The sequence below is a fragment of the Bradyrhizobium sp. G127 genome, from assembly GCF_021502575.1.
Taxonomy (GTDB): domain Bacteria; phylum Pseudomonadota; class Alphaproteobacteria; order Rhizobiales; family Xanthobacteraceae; genus Afipia.
Genome location: NZ_JAKFGN010000002.1, coordinates 1304068 through 1321738, shown reverse-complemented (window position 1 = coordinate 1321738; position 17671 = coordinate 1304068). Strand labels below are relative to the sequence as shown.

Annotated in this window: 14 protein-coding genes and 1 pseudogene; 12 read left to right on the top strand and 3 right to left on the bottom strand. The window is 58.5% G+C overall.

What is annotated here, in order from left to right:
* Positions 1 to 16: 16 nt before the first annotated feature.
* Positions 17 to 142: pseudogene (locus LVY71_RS23080) on the top strand (double zinc ribbon domain-containing protein); the annotation flags it as partial.
* Between the two features lie 54 nt (positions 143 to 196).
* Positions 197 to 3376 carry an ATP-binding protein gene (locus LVY71_RS18385; RefSeq protein WP_235101285.1) on the top strand — a complete coding sequence of 1060 codons (3180 nt, stop codon included), beginning with the start codon at positions 197 to 199 and terminating at the stop codon, positions 3374 to 3376.
* Between the two features lie 48 nt (positions 3377 to 3424).
* Here the strand turns inward: LVY71_RS18385 and LVY71_RS18380 are convergent, their stop codons facing one another.
* Positions 3425 to 4729, bottom strand: coding sequence for a cytochrome P450 (locus LVY71_RS18380; protein ID WP_235101284.1), 1305 nt, complete (start codon positions 4727 to 4729; stop codon positions 3425 to 3427).
* A 114-nt stretch (positions 4730 to 4843) separates the two neighbouring features.
* Positions 4844 to 5764 (bottom strand): LysR family transcriptional regulator, encoded by a 921-nt coding sequence (locus tag LVY71_RS18375; protein ID WP_235101283.1) that lies wholly within the window; start codon positions 5762 to 5764, stop codon positions 4844 to 4846.
* A gap of 164 nt (positions 5765 to 5928) precedes the next feature.
* Here LVY71_RS18375 and LVY71_RS18370 point away from each other — a divergent pair, with 164 nt between their 5' ends.
* From LVY71_RS18370 to LVY71_RS18360, 3 genes are all read left to right on the top strand, one after another.
* Entirely contained in the window at positions 5929 to 6546 is a 618-nt protein-coding gene (locus LVY71_RS18370; RefSeq protein ID WP_235101282.1) for a UbiX family flavin prenyltransferase, read from the top strand.
* A 38-nt stretch (positions 6547 to 6584) separates the two neighbouring features.
* Positions 6585 to 8000 carry a UbiD family decarboxylase gene (locus tag LVY71_RS18365; RefSeq protein ID WP_235101281.1) on the top strand — a complete coding sequence of 472 codons (1416 nt, stop codon included), beginning with the start codon at positions 6585 to 6587 and terminating at the stop codon, positions 7998 to 8000.
* Positions 8001 to 8089: 89 nt separating this feature from the next.
* The gene (locus LVY71_RS18360; RefSeq protein ID WP_235101280.1) at positions 8090 to 9541 is read left to right on the top strand and encodes an aldehyde dehydrogenase family protein; all 1452 of its coding nucleotides are present in this window, start codon (positions 8090 to 8092) and stop codon (positions 9539 to 9541) included.
* A 152-nt stretch (positions 9542 to 9693) separates the two neighbouring features.
* On the opposite strand, the gene LVY71_RS18355 is transcribed toward LVY71_RS18360, so the two are convergent.
* The gene (locus LVY71_RS18355; RefSeq protein WP_235101279.1) at positions 9694 to 10638 is read right to left on the bottom strand and encodes a LysR family transcriptional regulator; all 945 of its coding nucleotides are present in this window, start codon (positions 10636 to 10638) and stop codon (positions 9694 to 9696) included.
* 227 nt (positions 10639 to 10865) lie between these two features.
* On the opposite strand from LVY71_RS18355, the gene LVY71_RS18350 reads away from it, so the two are divergent.
* Genes LVY71_RS18350 through LVY71_RS18320 form a run of 7 tightly spaced genes read left to right on the top strand, consistent with a single transcriptional unit; the run spans position 10866 to position 17518 of the window.
* Positions 10866 to 11852, top strand: a complete 987-nt coding sequence (locus LVY71_RS18350) for an ABC transporter substrate-binding protein (RefSeq protein ID WP_235101278.1) — start codon at positions 10866 to 10868, stop codon at positions 11850 to 11852.
* A gap of 16 nt (positions 11853 to 11868) precedes the next feature.
* Complete coding sequence (locus LVY71_RS18345) at positions 11869 to 12723, top strand: ABC transporter permease (protein ID WP_235101277.1); 855 nt, start codon at positions 11869 to 11871, stop codon at positions 12721 to 12723.
* Entirely contained in the window at positions 12720 to 13478 is a 759-nt protein-coding gene (locus tag LVY71_RS18340) for an ABC transporter ATP-binding protein (RefSeq protein ID WP_235101276.1), read from the top strand. The genes LVY71_RS18345 and LVY71_RS18340 overlap by 4 nt, the downstream gene beginning before the upstream one ends.
* A gap of 47 nt (positions 13479 to 13525) precedes the next feature.
* Positions 13526 to 14320, top strand: coding sequence for an enoyl-CoA hydratase/isomerase family protein (locus tag LVY71_RS18335; RefSeq protein ID WP_235101275.1), 795 nt, complete (start codon positions 13526 to 13528; stop codon positions 14318 to 14320).
* A 2-nt stretch (positions 14321 to 14322) separates the two neighbouring features.
* Entirely contained in the window at positions 14323 to 15492 is a 1170-nt protein-coding gene (locus LVY71_RS18330) for a thiolase family protein (RefSeq protein WP_235101274.1), read from the top strand.
* A gap of 2 nt (positions 15493 to 15494) precedes the next feature.
* Positions 15495 to 15911 carry a Zn-ribbon domain-containing OB-fold protein gene (locus tag LVY71_RS18325; protein WP_235101273.1) on the top strand — a complete coding sequence of 139 codons (417 nt, stop codon included), beginning with the start codon at positions 15495 to 15497 and terminating at the stop codon, positions 15909 to 15911.
* Positions 15912 to 15922: 11 nt separating this feature from the next.
* Complete coding sequence (locus tag LVY71_RS18320; RefSeq protein WP_235101272.1) at positions 15923 to 17518, top strand: class I adenylate-forming enzyme family protein; 1596 nt, start codon at positions 15923 to 15925, stop codon at positions 17516 to 17518.
* Positions 17519 to 17671 lie beyond the last annotated feature (153 nt).

The following is a 17671-nucleotide window of genomic DNA, read 5'->3' as shown; positions in this document are numbered from 1 at the left end:
AGGGGCCGGAGGTTCTATGGTCTGCGCGAATTGCGGCGCCAGGAATTCCCCTCAATCCCAGTTCTGCGGGAACTGCGGCGCGTCGCTGGTTGAAGCATGTATGACCTGCGGATCGCCGCTCCCACGGTCTCAAAAGTTCTGTGACCAATGCGGTACGGATCGCGGCAGCGCTCCTCTTTACGCGAAGCAAGCCGGCATGGAGAACATTGCCGCGCCCATCAATCTTCCACGGCATCTGGCGAAACGGTTGCTTGAATCCCGGGCTGCGATCGAAGGCGAGCGAAAGCAGATAACGGTTTTGTTCGCCGACATGAAAGGATCAACCAGCCTCATTCAGGATCTCGATCCCGAACAGGTCGAGCAACGTCTTCGCCCGACGCTGCAACTCATGATCGATGCTGTCCATCGCTATGAGGGCACCATCAACCGCATCGAGGGTGACGGTATCATGGCGTTATTCGGCGCGCCCTTGGCTTATGAGGATAGCGCGGTCAGAGCAGCCTATGCGGCTTTGGATATGCAGAATGCAATGCGAGGCGCATCCGACGCCCAGCCCGCCATTCGCGTCGGCTTGCACGCGGGAGAGGTCCTTGTCCGCGCTGTCAATACGGATCTTTCGGTGGATTACGACGCGATCGGCGCAACGGTTCATCTTGCCGCCCGGATGGAGCAAATGGCTGCGCCTGGAAGCATCTACTGCACGGCGAACGTGGCGCGCCTGGCCGAGGGCCTGATAACGGTCAATTCGCTCGGGCCCCGTGCTGTGAAAGGATTTCGTGAACCGCTCGAGCTTTTTGAGATCGTCGGCCACACGTCCGCGCGGACGCGCTGGGAGGTGACGGCCGCGCGTGGCTTAACCAAGTTCGTCAGTCGCGATGCCGAATTGGGAATTCTTCGAGATGCGATGCACGAGGCCGTCGCAGGACGCGGTAGGCTGATTTGTGTGGTCGGCGAGCCCGGGGCCGGAAAGTCCCGGCTGGTGCATGAAATCCTGCATTCACCGGATGCCGCCGCCTGGACTGTCCTTAAAACAGCGACCGCTTCCTACACGAGGAATACGCCTTATCTCGCATTTTCTAATTTGATCCGAACATGGTTTGAAATTCCGGAACAGGCAACGTCAGATGACGTCAAGCGGCGGATTCAAGCGAAGATCTCCTCATTCGGGGAAGATTTGATATCCGCGATTCCGGCTATCCATTCGCTCCTCGATCTACCGGTGGAAGACGCAGAGTGGCTAGCGCTCGAGCCAATGGCACGGCGGCAAAAAATTCTGGCAGCCGGGAAAAGCCTGATCCTGCGCGGGGCTAGATCGCGCCCACTGCTGCTGTGGTTCGAGGATATGCAATGGACCGATGCCGAAACCCGCACCCTGCTAGAAAGCATCGCGGATGAGATCGAAAGTCATCGGCTATTGATCATTCTGACGTGTCGTCCTGAATACGAACACAAATGGGCCGGCAAGAATTATTATAGCGCGATTCAGGTCGAGGCGCTCAATGGACCCGCGGCGGAGCGCCTCGTACGCACGATGCTTGGAAACGATAACACCAACGAGCAGTTGTGCGATCTGATCGTTCGACGAACAGACGGAATCCCGCTCTTTATCGAGGAAACGATTAGGTCTCTGGTGGAGCGCGGTGTGTTGCGGGGGCGCATGGGATCTTACGATCTTGTTCGGGAGCTCAACGACATCAAGATTCCGGAAAGTGTCCAAGCCGTATTGGCCAGCCGCATCGATCTTTTGGCTCCCGCACAGCGGGATTTGCTGCAGACAGCATCCGCGATCGGTCCCGACGTTCATGCCGCGTTGCTGGAAGAAGTCGCGGAAATCCCGCGCATCGACTTGCAGGCACTGCTTGCCGATCTGCAGGCCGCCGATTTTCTGTATCAGGTTCCCAACACGGCTTCCTTTCAGTTCAGGTTCAAGCACGCCCTTACCCATGAAGTCGCCTATAGCGGTCTGCTGTCGAAGACGCGTCAAGAGCTGCATGGACGGATTCTGAGGGCCATTGAATCCCAATACAGCGGCAACCTCGCGGAAATGGTTGAAAGCTTGAGTCACCATGCCCTGAACGGCGGATTGTGGAAAGAAGCGCTGGTCTATTCGCGCCAGGCCGGAGACAAGGCAGTCGAGTTGTCGGCTTATCGGGAAGCGCACATCTTCTTTGAACAGGCGATTCAGGCTCTTGCCCATTTGCCACAGGATAAGACCCATATTCAGATCGGGATCGATATCCGCTTGGGGCTCAGGGCAATCCTCGGCGCAACCACCGAATATCCAACCCTTGAGAGGTGCTTGCGCGAAGCCGAAGCCATGGCCCATTCGATCGAGGACCGGCCTCGTTTGGCCGCCATCAACGTCGCGCAGACATTCGTTCATAACTGGCAAGGTGATCTCGATGCTGGCGTTGAATGCGGCGAGCGCGGCCTTCGTATTGCAAGAGAGATCAAGAACAACCTTCTGGAACTATCAGCGAGTTCTTTTCTCGGACAGGCCTACATGTGGCGTGGCGATTTCCGGCAGTCCTTGGCGCTGCTTCGAGAAAATCAATCGTGGACCAGCGGGCCGCTGCGACAGGAGCGGATCGGAACCACCGGAACGAGTTCAGTTTTATGGTTGGGAATGCTCGCCGCCTCTCACGCTTACTTAGGCAATTTTCGTCAGGCGTCCGCGGCGGCTCAGCAAGCCTGTGCAATCGCGGACGAGGTACGCCGCCCCTACGACATGGCGCTTGCCTACTGGTACGCCGGTTTCGTCCTCTCTCATCAAGGAGATGCGGCAGGCGCGCTTACATCGCTGGAGCACGGATATCAAATCTGCCGCTCGGCCCAGATCAGCTTTCTGGTTCCTGTTCTATCAACGAGTTTAGGGCACACTTACAGCCTGATCGGTCGCGCCAGTGACGGTGTCGAATTGCTCGCCAGAGCCGTTGGGTTTTCCCAATCCGCAAAATTTCCCTACGGCGTGGCGTGGTCGACCGTGTATCTCGGCTTCGCCAAATTGCTGGCGGGCCGCGCCGATGGCGTCACTGCGGAGGCCGAGGGCGCGTTAGATCTCGCGACGCGCCATCACTATCGCGCCGTCGAAGCCTCGGCCCGCCGGTTGATGGCTGAGGCCTGTCACCGCTCCAAACAGCTGGACGCGGCTGAAACCTCCTATCTTGAAGCTCTCAAAATTGCTTCGGAACTCGGCTTGCGCCCCGAGATGGCTCATTGCCAAAGAGGTCTTGCACAGACCTATTTCCAAATGGGACACTCCACCGAAGGGGATCAACTTCTCTATATAGCAGACGCACTCTACGCCAATCTTGAAATGCCGATTTCACCTGCGAGTTTAAGCTCCAGCGCTCAGGGTGTTGTCGCTCGCGGCTGAAGGGCACCAATTGAATGGTTTCGGCCGCGTTCTGTTGAGCCACGGCGACTACGCGGCAACAATGTTGTATCGCACCGGAACATACGTCGGACCGCCAACAAACACGGACGCGCAGCGTCGTGGCTCGCCGTTCAACTCGATGCGGTCGATCCGGGCAAACATCTCTTCGAAGAAAATGCGCATCTCAAGCCGAGCAAGATGCCGGCCAAGACAAATGTGGGCACCGTGCCCGAACGCGATGGCCGCTTCGGAAGAACGATCCACGCAAAAGCAGTCCGGATTATCGAAGACGGCTTCGTCCCGGCTTCCGGACAAATAGCACAGCATCAGCCAGTCGCCGGCGGCAATGCGTTGGCCATTCAATTCGGTGTCTCTCGCCGCGGTACGCATAAAATGTTGGACCGGTGTCGTCCAGCGTATCGCTTCCTCAGCAAGATTGGGGATCAGATCACGATCCGCGGCAACTTTTCTGAATTCATTCGGGTGCTGACAGAGCGCCCACACTCCGCCTGCGATGGAGGAGGACGTCGTGTGGTGTCCGGCTGTGGCGAGGATCAGCAAATAGCTGATCGCCTCAAAGGAGCGAATGGAGGTCCCGTCGATTTTAGCGTGCGCGATTGCCGTAATGACGTCGTCACGCGGCGCCTTGAGACGGGCCTCGATCAACGGCTTGAAATAGGTTCTAAACTCGGAAAGCACATGAAACAAATGCTTCGCATGCCGCGCCGGGTCTTTGGCTGACGCCTTGTCCGCAATGTCGATCTCGTCCTGACCTTGAAAGAACTTCTCGGTGAGGGCGAGAACCTCCGGCGCGTCGTCCTGCGGAATTCCAAGAATACTCAGCATCACCCGGAGCGGAAACGGTCGTACAACATCGTGGACAAATTCGCATTCGCTTCCCAGTGCGCTCATGCGATCCAGACAATGACGGGCAACACCGCGTATACGATCCTCCAGTGTCGACACGCTTTGCCGGGTAAACCAGGACTGGGTTATCGCGCGATAGGCTGGATGTTCCGGCGCATCCATGTGAACCGGCGTACGAATAAGATGCGGACTGCCGCGCATGAGCGCCCGGACCTTTTCATCAGTGGCGCGAGGCACGAGCGCAGTCGCACGGTCGCCATTGTGGAAAATCTCGTGCTGACGGCTCACGGCGACGATATCAGCACAGCGGGTCACCGCCCAAAATGGATCGAAATCCTCAAGCTCGACCCGGCCGACGGGGTTGCTTTCGCGCAGCCCACGGAAGGCGGACAGCAGCTGCTTTTGGCGCGCATAGGCTTGCGGAGAGGCAATCAGATTGCCGATCTCTTCGGGGATTCGCGACGTTCTGGTCGAAACGCTGCGCATGACCGACAGTTTGTTCGTAAGCCTTGCCCGACGCAAGATCGTTTGTCGCAGAAACTGCAAGTTGAATGGCCGCTGGATGAGGCGGCTCTTATCACGATCCCGTCGTGAGAACGCTTAACGGTTCACCAGGCGGGACGCGGAGGTCGCGGCTGTATGAAGGTCTTCCGCAATGATGTCCATGACCGCCGTCATGGCTGCGGACACTACTCTCCTTGGATGCGTAACCCATGCGATTGTTCTGACGATCCCGGGCTTGCGCAGACGATGGGCTTCGATCTTCCCGGCTGCTAGGTCGGGATAAAGCGCGATCCCGGGCAGGACCGTAACAAGATCGGTGGTAGCGATGACATCGCAAATGGCCGAAAGGGTGTCGATCTCCAGCCGCGGTTTCAGCGCAAAATCGGCCTCGGCAGCGGCGGCGTCGAGGATGCGCCTCAAGCCGTGACGGCGCGATGGCATGACGATGCTGAGGTCTTTCAGACGCCGATAGGGCACAACATTGGGCAATTCAACCTTGTTGCGGGGACCGCGCGCGAGCATCATCTCCTCGTCGAGGATATGTCGCGCCGTTAGTGTCGATTTTCCCGGTGGCAGGTTGACGATAGCAATGTCGAGTTGGCCGGTTGCGACCCAGTCGACCAGCATCTCCGTGTAGCCTTCGCACACGAGGAGCTGAATTTCCGGATAGCGCACCGCGATCTTTGCCGATGAAGTTGCAAGCGTGCTTTGCGCCGCCGATGTGATCATGCCGATGCTGACCCGGCCCGAAATCGTGCCATCCAATCGGGCCATCTCGTCCCGCGCGTGATCGACATTCTGCATGATCGAGTTTGCGAGCCCGGCCAGCGTTTCGCCAGCTGGCGTCAGCGAGACGCCGTGTGCGGAGCGGTAAAAAAGCTGTTTGCCAACCGACTTCTCAAGTTTGGCGATCTGCATGCTTAAGGCGGGCTGCACGATGTTGAGCAGGCGGGCAGCGCGCGTCACGTTGCCCTCCTGCGCAAGACAAAGAAAATACTGGAGTTGCTTGAAATCCATCGGGTTATCCCAAAAGCTGCTCTTCATATTATCAATATAAATGATTGAAAAAATCAAAATCTATTATTTGTGCTGATCAAAGGCCTTGCGTAGCCTGTGGCAAAGGTCCCGCTGTTTCGGCAGATGGGTCGTGCGCAACCGATAGCCTGAAGGGCAGGAAACGAATGATCGAGCCTCCGCAGCGGCGCATTGTCGTGGGAATTTCGGGCGCATCGGGGGTGATTTATGGCGTCCGATTGCTGCAGTTGCTGCGTAATGCCGGCGTCGAAACCCATCTCGTGATGTCGAAGACGGCCGAAGTGACCTTCGCCTATGAAACATCGCTCAAGATCACGGACGTCAAGGAGATGGCCCACACGGTCCATGCCGTGGACGACTTGGCGGCGTCGATCTCGAGCGGTTCGTTTCGCACTGCAGGCATGGTCATTGCTCCGTGTTCCATGCGCTCGATGTCCGAGATCGCGTCGGGCGTCACCACCACCCTGTTGACGCGCGCCGCGGACGTCACTCTGAAGGAGCGCCGGCGGCTGGTGCTGATGGTGCGGGAAACACCCCTTCACACCGGGCATTTGCGGACCATGACTGCGCTGTCGGAAATGGGCGCGATCGTCGCGCCGCCGGTCCCTGCGTTCTACTCCAAGCCCAACAGCCTTGAAGAGATGGTGGATCACACGGTTGGCCGTGTGCTGGACCTGTTCGACATCGACGTCGGCGTGGTGGAGCGGTGGGGTGAGGGCCTCGGCCTGAAGCGCCGTCCTGCGGCGCGCGGCAACGCATCCTGATTTCAACGACAAGACCAATCATTCCGAAGGATATGACCATGGAAGCCAGGAATCTCCAGGCACCCACCAGCCCCAGCGCCGCGCCCGATTTGCGAAGCTGGTTGAGGCAGCTCGCTGCAACGGATCGTCTTGCGGTGACGCGCAGCGGATTGTCGCTGATTGACGAAGTCGCCGCAGTCTCCAAGCGGCTCGAAAATGACAGCGCCGTGCTGTTTCCGTCACCGGATCAGCACACCATTCCGGTGGTAGCGAATATCTTTGCGAACCGCAGCTGGGTGGCGGACTCGCTTGGTATCGTCACCGACGATCTGTTGACGCATTTCCAAAAAGCCGTCCGTGCTCCAATTCCCTGGGTGGAGGTCAAGGACGCTGCTGCGCAGGAGGTGGTTCACCGCGAAGTGGATCTGTTGAGGCAGTTACCTATACCGAAGCACAACGAACACGACAGCGGGCCCTACATTACGGCTGCACTGTTGATCGCGCGAAATCCAAAAACCGGAATTCAAAACGTCTCGATCCATCGCTGCCAGGTCAGCGGTCCCGACCGGATCGGTGTTCTTTTGCTGCCGCGCCATACGCTGCATTACTACAAGATGGCGGAGCAGGCCGGCGAAGGATTGGAGATCGCGCTTGTGATCGGCGTTCATCCGGCTTGCATTCTTGCGTCGCAAGCGATTGCTGCGGTTGACGAAGACGAAATGGAGATTGCCGGCGCGCTGCTGGGGCATCCCATCGAAATGGTGAAATGCCAAACCAATCGGGTTCGGGTGCCGGCTCATGCCGAGATCGTAATCGAAGGACGCATTCTCCCGAAAGTGCGAGAGCCTGAGGGACCATTCGGGGAGTTCCCGCAATATTATGGTCCCCGCGCCAATCGTGAGGTCATTCAGGTCGATGCGATCACCCATCGCAAGAACGCGATCTTTCACACCATCGTTGGTGGCGGTGCGGAGCATCTGGTGCTTGGTGAAATTCCGCGCGAAGCAACCCTGCTTGAACATCTGCAGCGCAGCTTCTCCAGCGTACGCGACGTGCGGCTCACATGGGGCGGCATATGCCGCTATCATCTCGTCGTAAAGATCGACAAAGCCAATAATGGCGAGCCGAAAAATATCATCATGGGCGCTTTTGGCGGCCACTATGATCTGAAGCAGGTCGTCGTCGTGGACATGGATGTCGATATCGACAAGCCGAACGAGATCGAATGGGCCATTGCGACGCGCTTTCAGGCGGACAGAGATCTTTTGGTTGTTTCGGGAGCGCAGGGTTCGAAGCTCGACCCCAGCAGCAATGCCGGCATCAGCGCCAAGATGGGTCTCGACGCAACGAAGCCGATCGAATCGGAGCCGATGACTTTCAAGCGCATTCACGTCAAAGGCGAAGAGGACGTCGACCTGTCCCGCGTGTTGCTTGACGATCCGCAAGCTGCATTTGCGGGCCTTATTCACGGTTAGCCTCCCGGCAGCCGATATCGCCATGAGCGCCTCGTCACTTTCAACGGGGCAATTCACCGTCGAGTTTCATACTTCTAGGATAACGTCAGATGTCGCTTCATGCCCAGAATCTGATCGATGGCCGTTGGCAGCCGGCCCTCTCGGGCCAATCTGCAAACAGTATTGATCCTTCCAATCAACGTGTCATCGGCGTTTATAGCGCAAGCGGCGTCGCCGACGCGCAGGCTGCCGTGGCGGCTGCCCGAACAGCATTCGAACGTCCTGAGTGGGCACAGAATCCACGGCTGCGCCAAACCGTGCTGCTCCGCTGGGCTGATCTGATGGAGCGCCGTGCGGACGAACTGGCTCGACTGTTGACGATGGAGAACGGCAAGCCGCTCCCGCAATCGCGCGGCGAGATTGCGGGTTCTGTCTCTGAGATACGTTATTACGCAGGCCTTGCACGTTACATTCCAGGCCATGTCTTCGAGGTGGAGCCCGGCGCATTTTCCACTTTGCTCAAGGAGCCGGCGGGAGTGGCCGGTCTCATCATCCCCTGGAATTCGCCTGCCGTTCTCCTGATACGTTCATTGACGCCTGCATTGGCAGCGGGATGCACCGTGGTCATCAAGCCGGCGCCGCAGACAGCTTTGATCACGGCCGAGATCATCAAATCTCTCCATGAAGTGGATGGACTGCCGAAAGGCGTCGTCAATCTGGTGAGTGAACAAGGGCACGATGTTGCGGCGTATCTGGTCGCGTCTTCCGATGTGGATGTTATCAGCTTTACCGGTTCGAACGCGACCGGCCAGCGCATCATGGCTGCGGCTGCGCCAACAATGAAGAAACTATCACTGGAACTGGGCGGCAAATCGTCTTGCCTTGTGTTTGAAGATGCGAATGTTGCCGAGATCGCGCCGAAGCTGGCGGCAGCAGCGACGATCATCTCTGGGCAACAATGTACCGCTGCGCGGCGCATACTGGTGCACGCCTCACGATATGACGAGATGAAATCCGCTCTCAAGGCGGCACTGGCGGGCCTTAAAGTTGCGCCGGGCGGGGTCGCGGGAGCCGATATCGGGCCTCTGATTGATGCGCAAGCGTTCGATGCTGTATCCAGCCGAATCGAGGAATCGATGGAAGCCGCGGATGAAGTGGTGTTGCGCGGGGAGCGGCCCGGCGGCGATCTCGCCGATGGCTTCTTTATGGGGCCTACGCTCTTAGCGCATCGCGATACGTCCGCATTCTTCATCCAGGAGGAAATATTCGGCCCTCTCGTGGTGATCGAAAAATTCGAGGACGAAAAGGAGGCGGTCGCGCGCGCCAACCACAGCGAATATGGGCTATCCGCAAGCGTCTGGACCAACGATGGCGCCCGCGCCATGCGGATTGCGCGCGCGCTGCGCAACGGAACGGTTTGGATCAACGATCACAACAAACTGTTTGCGGAAGCGGAGACGGGCGGCTACCGCCGCAGCGGGCTGGGCAGATTGCACGGATACGATGCGCTGATCGATTTCATCGAGATCAAGCACGTCTTTCAGAACTGCGGAACGGTGTAGAGGTGGATACCGCTGCAGCACAGAAGTCGCACGCGATCCGGAGCGCGCAGCCCGCGGATATACTGATGATCGTGATTATGGAAAGAGTTTGATTCACTTCTGACAACATAAGGGGACTGATGGTCCTCAGACAGACACGATATTTGCGCCAATCATGCACCGGATCGACGGATCACAGCCGCTGCGCGTGTCGAGGCTTCGCCTTCGATTTTCAGTTTTTGTTCCATGAAATCGAGAAAGGTGCGCAGGCGCCGCGATTCTTTTCGCTTGCCCGGGAAAGTGGCAGAGACCTCGAGGGCAGGGCTTTCCCAGTCAGTCAACACGCGGGCCAGCCGTTTTGTCCTCACATCGTTCTGGCACATGATGTTCGGCAGGATGCCGAGGCCGACTCCGCCGATCACGAGTTCGCGCGCGATGCCGATATGATTGACGGTCACGCGTCCGGCGACGCTGATGACTTTGGCGCCGAGCTCGCTGCGGAAATTCCAGACGCCTTCGGCGCGCTGGTGTTCGGTCACGATGCAGTCGAACCTGCCAAAGTCATCAATGTTAAGGGGCGTTCCCATACGGTCGAGAAACTGGGGACTGGCGTAGACGCCACGGGTGATACTGGCCAGACGTCGTGTGCCGCCTTGAGTCTTGGGCAGGGGACCGAGTTGCACGGCGACGTCATAAGGTTCCACGGTAACGTCAACCCATCGGCTGTTGGCGTCGATCACCAGATGGATGTCGGGATAGCTGACGGCGAAAGCGGCGATGGCGCGGCTGAGCCAACCGATGCCGAAGTCCACTGGCATGCTCACGCGCAGTGTGCCGCGCAGTTCGGTTTGCATGCGCGCGGTTCCGAGTCCCGCCTCGTCGATCTCGGCCGCAATGCGTTCGCAATGTTCGAACAGCGCCTGACCGATATCTGTCGTGGCGAGCTTGCGGCTTCCCTTCCTGAACAGCACTGCGCCGGTTTGGTCCTCGAGAAACTGGATCTTGCGGCTGATGGTCGATTTCGGAATGCCGAGTTTCTTCGCCGCCGCGCTGATGCTCCCGGCATTGGTGACTTCGAAGAAGAGGAGCAGGGCGTTCAGATCGAGTTTCCGGGTCATCGCAGCGCGTCTCTCCTGCCTCAGCCGATCAGGCTCCTGTACGGCCTTACCGTGCCCAAACGTCTCATATTTGGAACGAACAGGGAGAGAAAATGCGCCACCGTCCCGGCTTTGGCAAGGTTAGAGTAATCGCAACAAAGGAGAGGATCTGCGCTCGCCGTGAGCGGGCGATGGAGTCTCCAAAAAATGCGCGCAATCAGACGCGCGTAAACGGGGGAGGAAACGCGATGACAGGGTTCACACGACGAGGTTTTGTTGCCGCATCGGGAGCCGCATCCCTGATGGCTGCGCCAGGCATCCGGGCGGCGCTTGCCGCGACTGCCACTCCAGTGAGATGGGCCGCGCTGCAGCCCGGGTTCACGGTGCTGCCCGTTCAATACATTCTCGCGAACAAGCTCGGACAGAAGAATAGCCTGAGCTTGCCGGACCCTGCGCCCTATACAGCGGTCTCGACCTACTACAACGATTTCGTTGCCGGTAACTACGACGTTTGCATTGGAAGCTGGGACACGTTTGCTGCGCGTCATCAGGCCGGAGTCCCGATCAAGTATCTTTGCACCATTACCGATGCGAACATGATTGCGCTGCTCGCGCCGAAGAGCGGCGTGAGCGATGTGGCACAGCTCAAGGGAAAAACGATCGCTGCCCTTCAATCTACCGGCACCTATCGCATGGTGCGCGCACTCATCAAGGAAGCGAACGGCCTCGACATTGAGAAGGATGCGACGATTCAGAACGTCGACAATCCTGCTGCCTCCGTAACCCTGGTGATGGCGGACCGAGCCGATGCCGCCTTGTCGTGGGAGCCAAACATCACAACAGGGCTGGTCAAGAAGCCGGATCTACGCGTGATCTTCAAGGCGGGTGACGCCTATCACAAGATCGGCGAGGGCGATCTGCCGTACTTCGGCGTCGGCGTGCGGCAAGAACTGATTGAAAAGAACCCCGGTATCGTCGCCAGAATCAGCAAGGTCTTCGAGGAATGCCTGAGCGGGATCAATGCCGACACGGCAAAAGCCGTTGACCTGTTCGGTGAAAAGACGGGCGTTCCGAATGACATTCTGAAGGAAGCTATGGGATCGAAGCGACTGACATTCCGCTTCCGTCCGATGACGGATCCCGCAGCGCGGACGTCGGTCATCAAAGCCAGCGAGTTTCTTGCGCGCAACGGGCTGCTCACGAAACCCGTCGACGACAAATTCTTCGCTGTTTGAACGGATGCAACACAAGATGTCAGCGAGTGCCAAGGCAGAGAACGCGCCGGGACGGGTGCAACTCGAGCGGCCTATCGTCAAGCCGCTATCGATGATGGCCCGGCCCAGCAAGAATCCGGAAAGCAGACGTGATCTGTTCGCGACCTGCGTCGTGGTTGTCGCACTGTTGATCGCGATGGAAGTAACCAGCCGTTACGTGCCGGATTACATCATGCCGTCGCCCGTCGCGGTCTGGAATGCGGCGCGGGAGCTTTTCTTCACTGATCCCTACCACGTCGCAGTCACGTTGGTTCGGCTGGCGATAGCAGTGGCGATCGCCATGGCCGTGGGCGTGACGCTCGGCCTTGCCATGGGGATGCTGCCTGCCATCAGGCCGTATCTCAAGGCGATCGTAGTGATCGATACCGGCATTCCCGCGCTGTCGTGGATGCTGGTCGCCGTGTTCTGGTTCAAGAATCCGGAGACGCGGATATTCTTCATCCTGCTGGTGATCCTGTTGCCGTTCTATGCCTTGAACATCTACGAAGGCATGCGAGCGCTGCCGAAGGACTTCGTCGACATGATCGAGAGCTTTCGGCCATCGCGCTGGCAGGTGCTGCGCTATCTCATCCTGCCGCATATCGTGCCTTACATCTTCCTGACCACGAAATCCGTGATCGGCTACGCGATCCGCATGGTGATTTTCGCAGAGCTCGTTGCATCGGCTGTCGGTATCGGCGCGCGGATGAATCTCGCGCAGTCGACTTTTCGGATCGATCAGGTGCTGGCATGGACCTTCTTTCTGGTGATCCTCAATCTGGTGCTTCAGGCCGCGGTCAACGGCGTCGAAAAGCTCACGTTGCGGTGGCGTGCGGAGGCAACGGTCCGATGACGAATGATCTGATCGAAGTCACGAACGTCTCCAAAACGTTCGGTTCCTATCTCGCGGTTGATAACCTGTCGCTAAACGTTCAACGCGGCGAAATCGTCGTGTTGCTCGGCCAGACCGGCGCCGGCAAAAGCACCGTGCTTAACCTGATCATGGGCACCACGTCGCCGAACCAGGGTTCGGTTCGTGTGGCGGGTGTCGATCCCTACAACTCGTTCAAGGAGCTGAAGGGCCGGTTGTCCGTCAGCTTCCAGACTGATCGCCTGCTTCCTTGGCGCACGGCTGTCGAAAACGCCGAGCTTGGGCTTCTCATTCTGGGCAAGCCGAAGAGCGAGGCGCGTACGCGTGCACAGGAGTGGCTCCGGCGCGTGCGTCTCGATGGGGCGGACGACAAGTATGTCCACGAGTTGTCCGGCGGAATGCGCCAGCGCGTCTCGCTCGCTCGCGCGCTCGCGATCGATCCGGAGATCGTGTTCCTCGATGAGTCATTCAGTCAGCTCGACCACGTCACATCAGGAACGCTGCGCCGGGATTTCTACCAGATCGCGCGCGAGTTCAAGAAAACCTGTCTGCTGATTACCCATCGCATCGACGATGCGCTGGAAATGGCCGACCGAGCCATCGTCCTCAGTCAACCGGCGAGGATCGCCCTGGAAGTCAGGATCGATGATGAGGCTCGCGCCGACCCCAACAGGATCGCCGAACTCCACCGGCAGATAGCGGCGGCCATGGGCGACAGCGCCGACACCGAGCACTGAAAACTCAAAACACCCAACATCAAGAGCAAGACCGGAGACCGAGTTCCATGGACTATCAAGACGTCATTCTAAAACGTGAGAAGGGGTGGATCGAAATCACGATCAACCGCCCTGAGAAACTGAACTCGCTGCGCGAGCAGACCGCCGAGGAAATTCTTGGGATTCTGAACGAGGTCGAGCATGACCGCGATGTCCGCGCCGTCATTCTTCTCGGAAGCGATAAGGCCTTCTGCACCGGTATCGACACCAGCGAATTCCAGATCAAGGAAAACGGCTATTTCGATTTCTATCGGTTTCGCAAGCGGAACCGAAAGGTGAATCGCCTGTTCCGGGAAATCGGCTCGTTCACTAAGCCGCTGATCGCTGCGATCGAAGGGTTTGCCCTGGGCGGTGGTCTCGAACTCGCGCTTGTGGGCGATATCATCGTCGCGGGCGCGAATGCGAAGTTCGGTCTTCCAGAAATCAAGCTCGGCATGATGCCCGGCGGAGGCGGAACGCAGACACTGCCGCGTCTGATCGGCAAGCCGCTTGCCAAGGAACTGATGTGGACCGGACGGCGCATTACGGCCGCGGAAGCTGAACGCTACCGGATCGTCAATCATGTCACCGAGCAGGGCAAGGCGCTCGACAAGGCCCGGGAGATTGCCCAGAGCATCAGCGAGAATGCGCCGATCTCAGTAATGATGACGAAATCCGTCATCGACCGCGGTATCGATATGTCGTTGCCGGACGGGTTCGAAGCTGAGGGCGACGCCTCCTTCCTGCTTTATTTCACAAAGGACCGCGACGAAGGCCTCAAGGCTTTTCGCGAAAAACGGTCACCGGCATTCCGCGGAGAATAATCATGACAAAAAAACGCGACATTGTGATCGCCGGCTATTCGGAAACGGCGATCAACTTCAAGTCTGGCCGCAGCGCCTATGATCTGGGCGGCGAAGCTTTGGCGAAACTGCTGGAAGCCACGGGCATCGAGAAGGACGTTATTGACGGCTTGGCAGTGACCTGTCCGCTCAGTGAGGCGCCCAACCCCTTCTTCGCGGTGTATATGACCGAAGCCCTCGGGCTTACGCCGAACTGGCTGAATTACGGTGGCACCGGAGGCTGTTCGGCGACCGGCGGTGTTGCCCGTGCGGCCTCGGCAATCCGCGACGGATTGTGCGAAGTCGTGGTCGTGCTCTCGGCGGATGCTCCAAGCACCTCGTGGCGTGCCAATTACGGCGCGTATCGCTCGGAATTTCAGGACCCGCCGGGCGTGCAGGGACCGCCCGCGACGTTCGGCCTGCTGATGAGCCGCTATCAGCATCAATATGGCATTAAGCCGGAAGCGCTCGGCAAGATCGCCATTACGCAGCGCGAACATGCTCTCCACAACGATAACGCCTATAGCAAGTTCAAAACGCCGATCACGATGGACGATTACAACAAGTCCCGCGTCATCGCCGATCCGCTACGTTTGCTCGATTGCGTGATGTTCTGCGATGGTGCGAACGCGTTCCTCGTGATGAGCGAGGCGAAGGCCAAGAGCCTTGGCATCAAGAAGATGGTTTATCCGACGGCCTATGCCGAGATCACCAACGTCAACGGCAATCAGTCCTGTCCGGACATCACCGAGACCGGGTTCTCGAAGATTGCGCCGAAAGTTTATAAGCAGTCCGGATTGACCGCGAAAGACATTCGCATGTTTCAGCCGTATGACGACTTCACCATCGCCGTGATGATGAAGTTCGAGGACTTTGGCTTCTGCAAGCGCGGGCATGGCAGCGACTACACGCTCGACACCGATCTTTCGATCAAGGGCACGCTGCCGCTCAACACTGGCGGCGGACAGATCTCCGCCGGTCAACCGGGCCTCGCAAGCGGCGGGCTCAACCTCGCCGAAGCCGTGCGGCAGATGTTCGGCGAAGGCGGTGGCCGTCAGGTGAGTAATCCGAAGAACGCGCTGATTACGGGCATCGGCGTCATCCCCTATGCGCGGAACTGGGGTACCAGCGCCGCAATGATTCTGGAGGCCTGACAATGGCAGAAGAAAAGGCGGGACGTCCGGTCCCAAAACCGTCGGTCTATGTCGATACCCAAGCGTTCTGGGACGGTGCGAAGCGAGGCAAGCTGGTTTTGCAGTACTGCAAGGACACCGGAAAGTTTCAACACTATCCGCGTCCGGTCAGCATCTACACCGGCAGCCGCAACCTTGAATGGCGCGAAGTCTCGGGCAAGGGTACGATCTACGCCTGCACCGTGATCCGTGTTCCCGGGCCGGGTCTCGACGGCCGGCTTCCGCTGTCCGTTGCGACGGTCGAACTCGACGAGGGCGTGCGAATTCTCGGCAACGTGCTCGGCACCGATCCGGACAAGGTGGCGATCGGGCAGCGCGTTGAGGTGACCTGGGATCATCTCGCCGATGACGTGAACTATCCCGCGTTCAAACTGGCTTAGGATCAAGCGATATGAGGATGGAAACCGTCCTGCGCGCGCAGGCCGTCCGTTATCCCGACAAGACCGCGCTCGTCTGTGAGGACGAGCGCATCGCCTACCGCGATCTTGAGCGGCGGATTGCCCGCGTCGCTAGCGGACTGAAGGAGCAGGGGCTCGGCGCGGGCGACCGCATCGTGCTCTTCCTCAACAACGGCGTAGAGATTGTTGAACTGTTTTATGCGGCGTTCGCGCTTGGCGTCATCGTCGTTCCCGTGACAACGCGTCTGACATCGCACGAACTTGAGCACATCTGCTCCGACAGTCAGCCATCGGCAATCGCGTTTGAAGGTCCGGGCGATCCCATCAAAAATGTTCTTGAAGCGAATCCCGACGCTATACGGATTTCAGTCGGAAAGGTTGCAGAAGGCGCCATTGCCTATGACAGTCTGCGGAAGTGCAGTATTGTGCCGCTGCCGCCGCTGTCCGTGAACTCTGACGATGCCGTCATCATGTACACGTCGGGAACGACCGGAAAGCCGAAAGGCGCGATTATCACCCACGCCAATATCATCACCCAGCATTGTTTCATCAATGCGGTGGAATGGGGCATCTCGCGTGACGATCACTACCTCGTCACGACGCCACTGGCACATCGAACAGGCTTTGCGCGGCTCTCGAACTCCATGACGCTCGGGGGCACCCTCGTGGTGATGAAGAAATTTGATCCGCGTCAGACTGTTGAGACGATCGCACGCGAGAAGATCACGGTGGTCGGCATGGTGCCGACGGTGTGCCGCATGATGTTGCCGGAGATCGAGGCAGATCCATCGAAGTGCGCATCGCTGCGGCGAATCGTCGTGACCGGAGAGGCCTTTCCGGTCGAACTCAAGCGTAAATTCCTCGCACTTCTGCCGGATGTGCGGCTGGTGTCGTTCTTTGCTATGACCGAAGTCGGTGGCGTGACGTCCCTGTCTCATGAGGAGCAGTTCGATCATGCCGCTTCCATCGGCCGGCCGACGCCGGGTGTGGAAGTGCGGATCGTGGACGATGCCGGCAACACCGTGAAAACAGGCGAGGCCGGCGAGCTTCTGGTTCGTGTCGGCGAGCCCGGCCGCTACTCGGTAATGCGCGGCTACTACAACCGGCCGGAAGAGACCGCCCAAGCTATCGTCGATGGCTGGATACGCACCGGCGACGTGGCAAAGGCGGACGACGATGGCTATCTCTATATCGTGGACCGCAAGAAGGACATGGTCCTCAGCGGCGGCTTCAATATCTACACCAAGGAAGTCGAGCAGGCCCTGATCGTGAATCCAGATGTAGCCGATGCTGCGGTGGTCGGAGTACCGGATGCGATCTACGGTGAGGCCGTTGCCGCTTTCATCGAACCCGCGCCTGGGCGCAAACCCACGCCGGAATCGATTGTTGATCAGGTGCGCGGTCTCGTGGCGGGTTACAAAAAGCCGAAGTACGTCTTTATCATGGACGAGCTTCCGCGCAATTCTCTCGGAAAAGTTCTTAAGCGAGATCTCCGTGAAAAAGCGAATAGCCTTGTCGAGGCTGGAGGGGCTGTCGATATAGACAGCAAGGAGCCCAAGTCTGCTTCTTTCTCTATTCGGCGCGCTTGAGCCAGTCGGGTGGATATGACGATCCTCCCTGATCTTCGTCACTAACTCAAAAGTTCACTAATTCATTGAAAGTGATTCGCCGCTATTCCACCGCGTCGGACGAGGGCGACATTCTGCGTCGAGAATTCAATAACGACTTGGCTGGACGTCGGG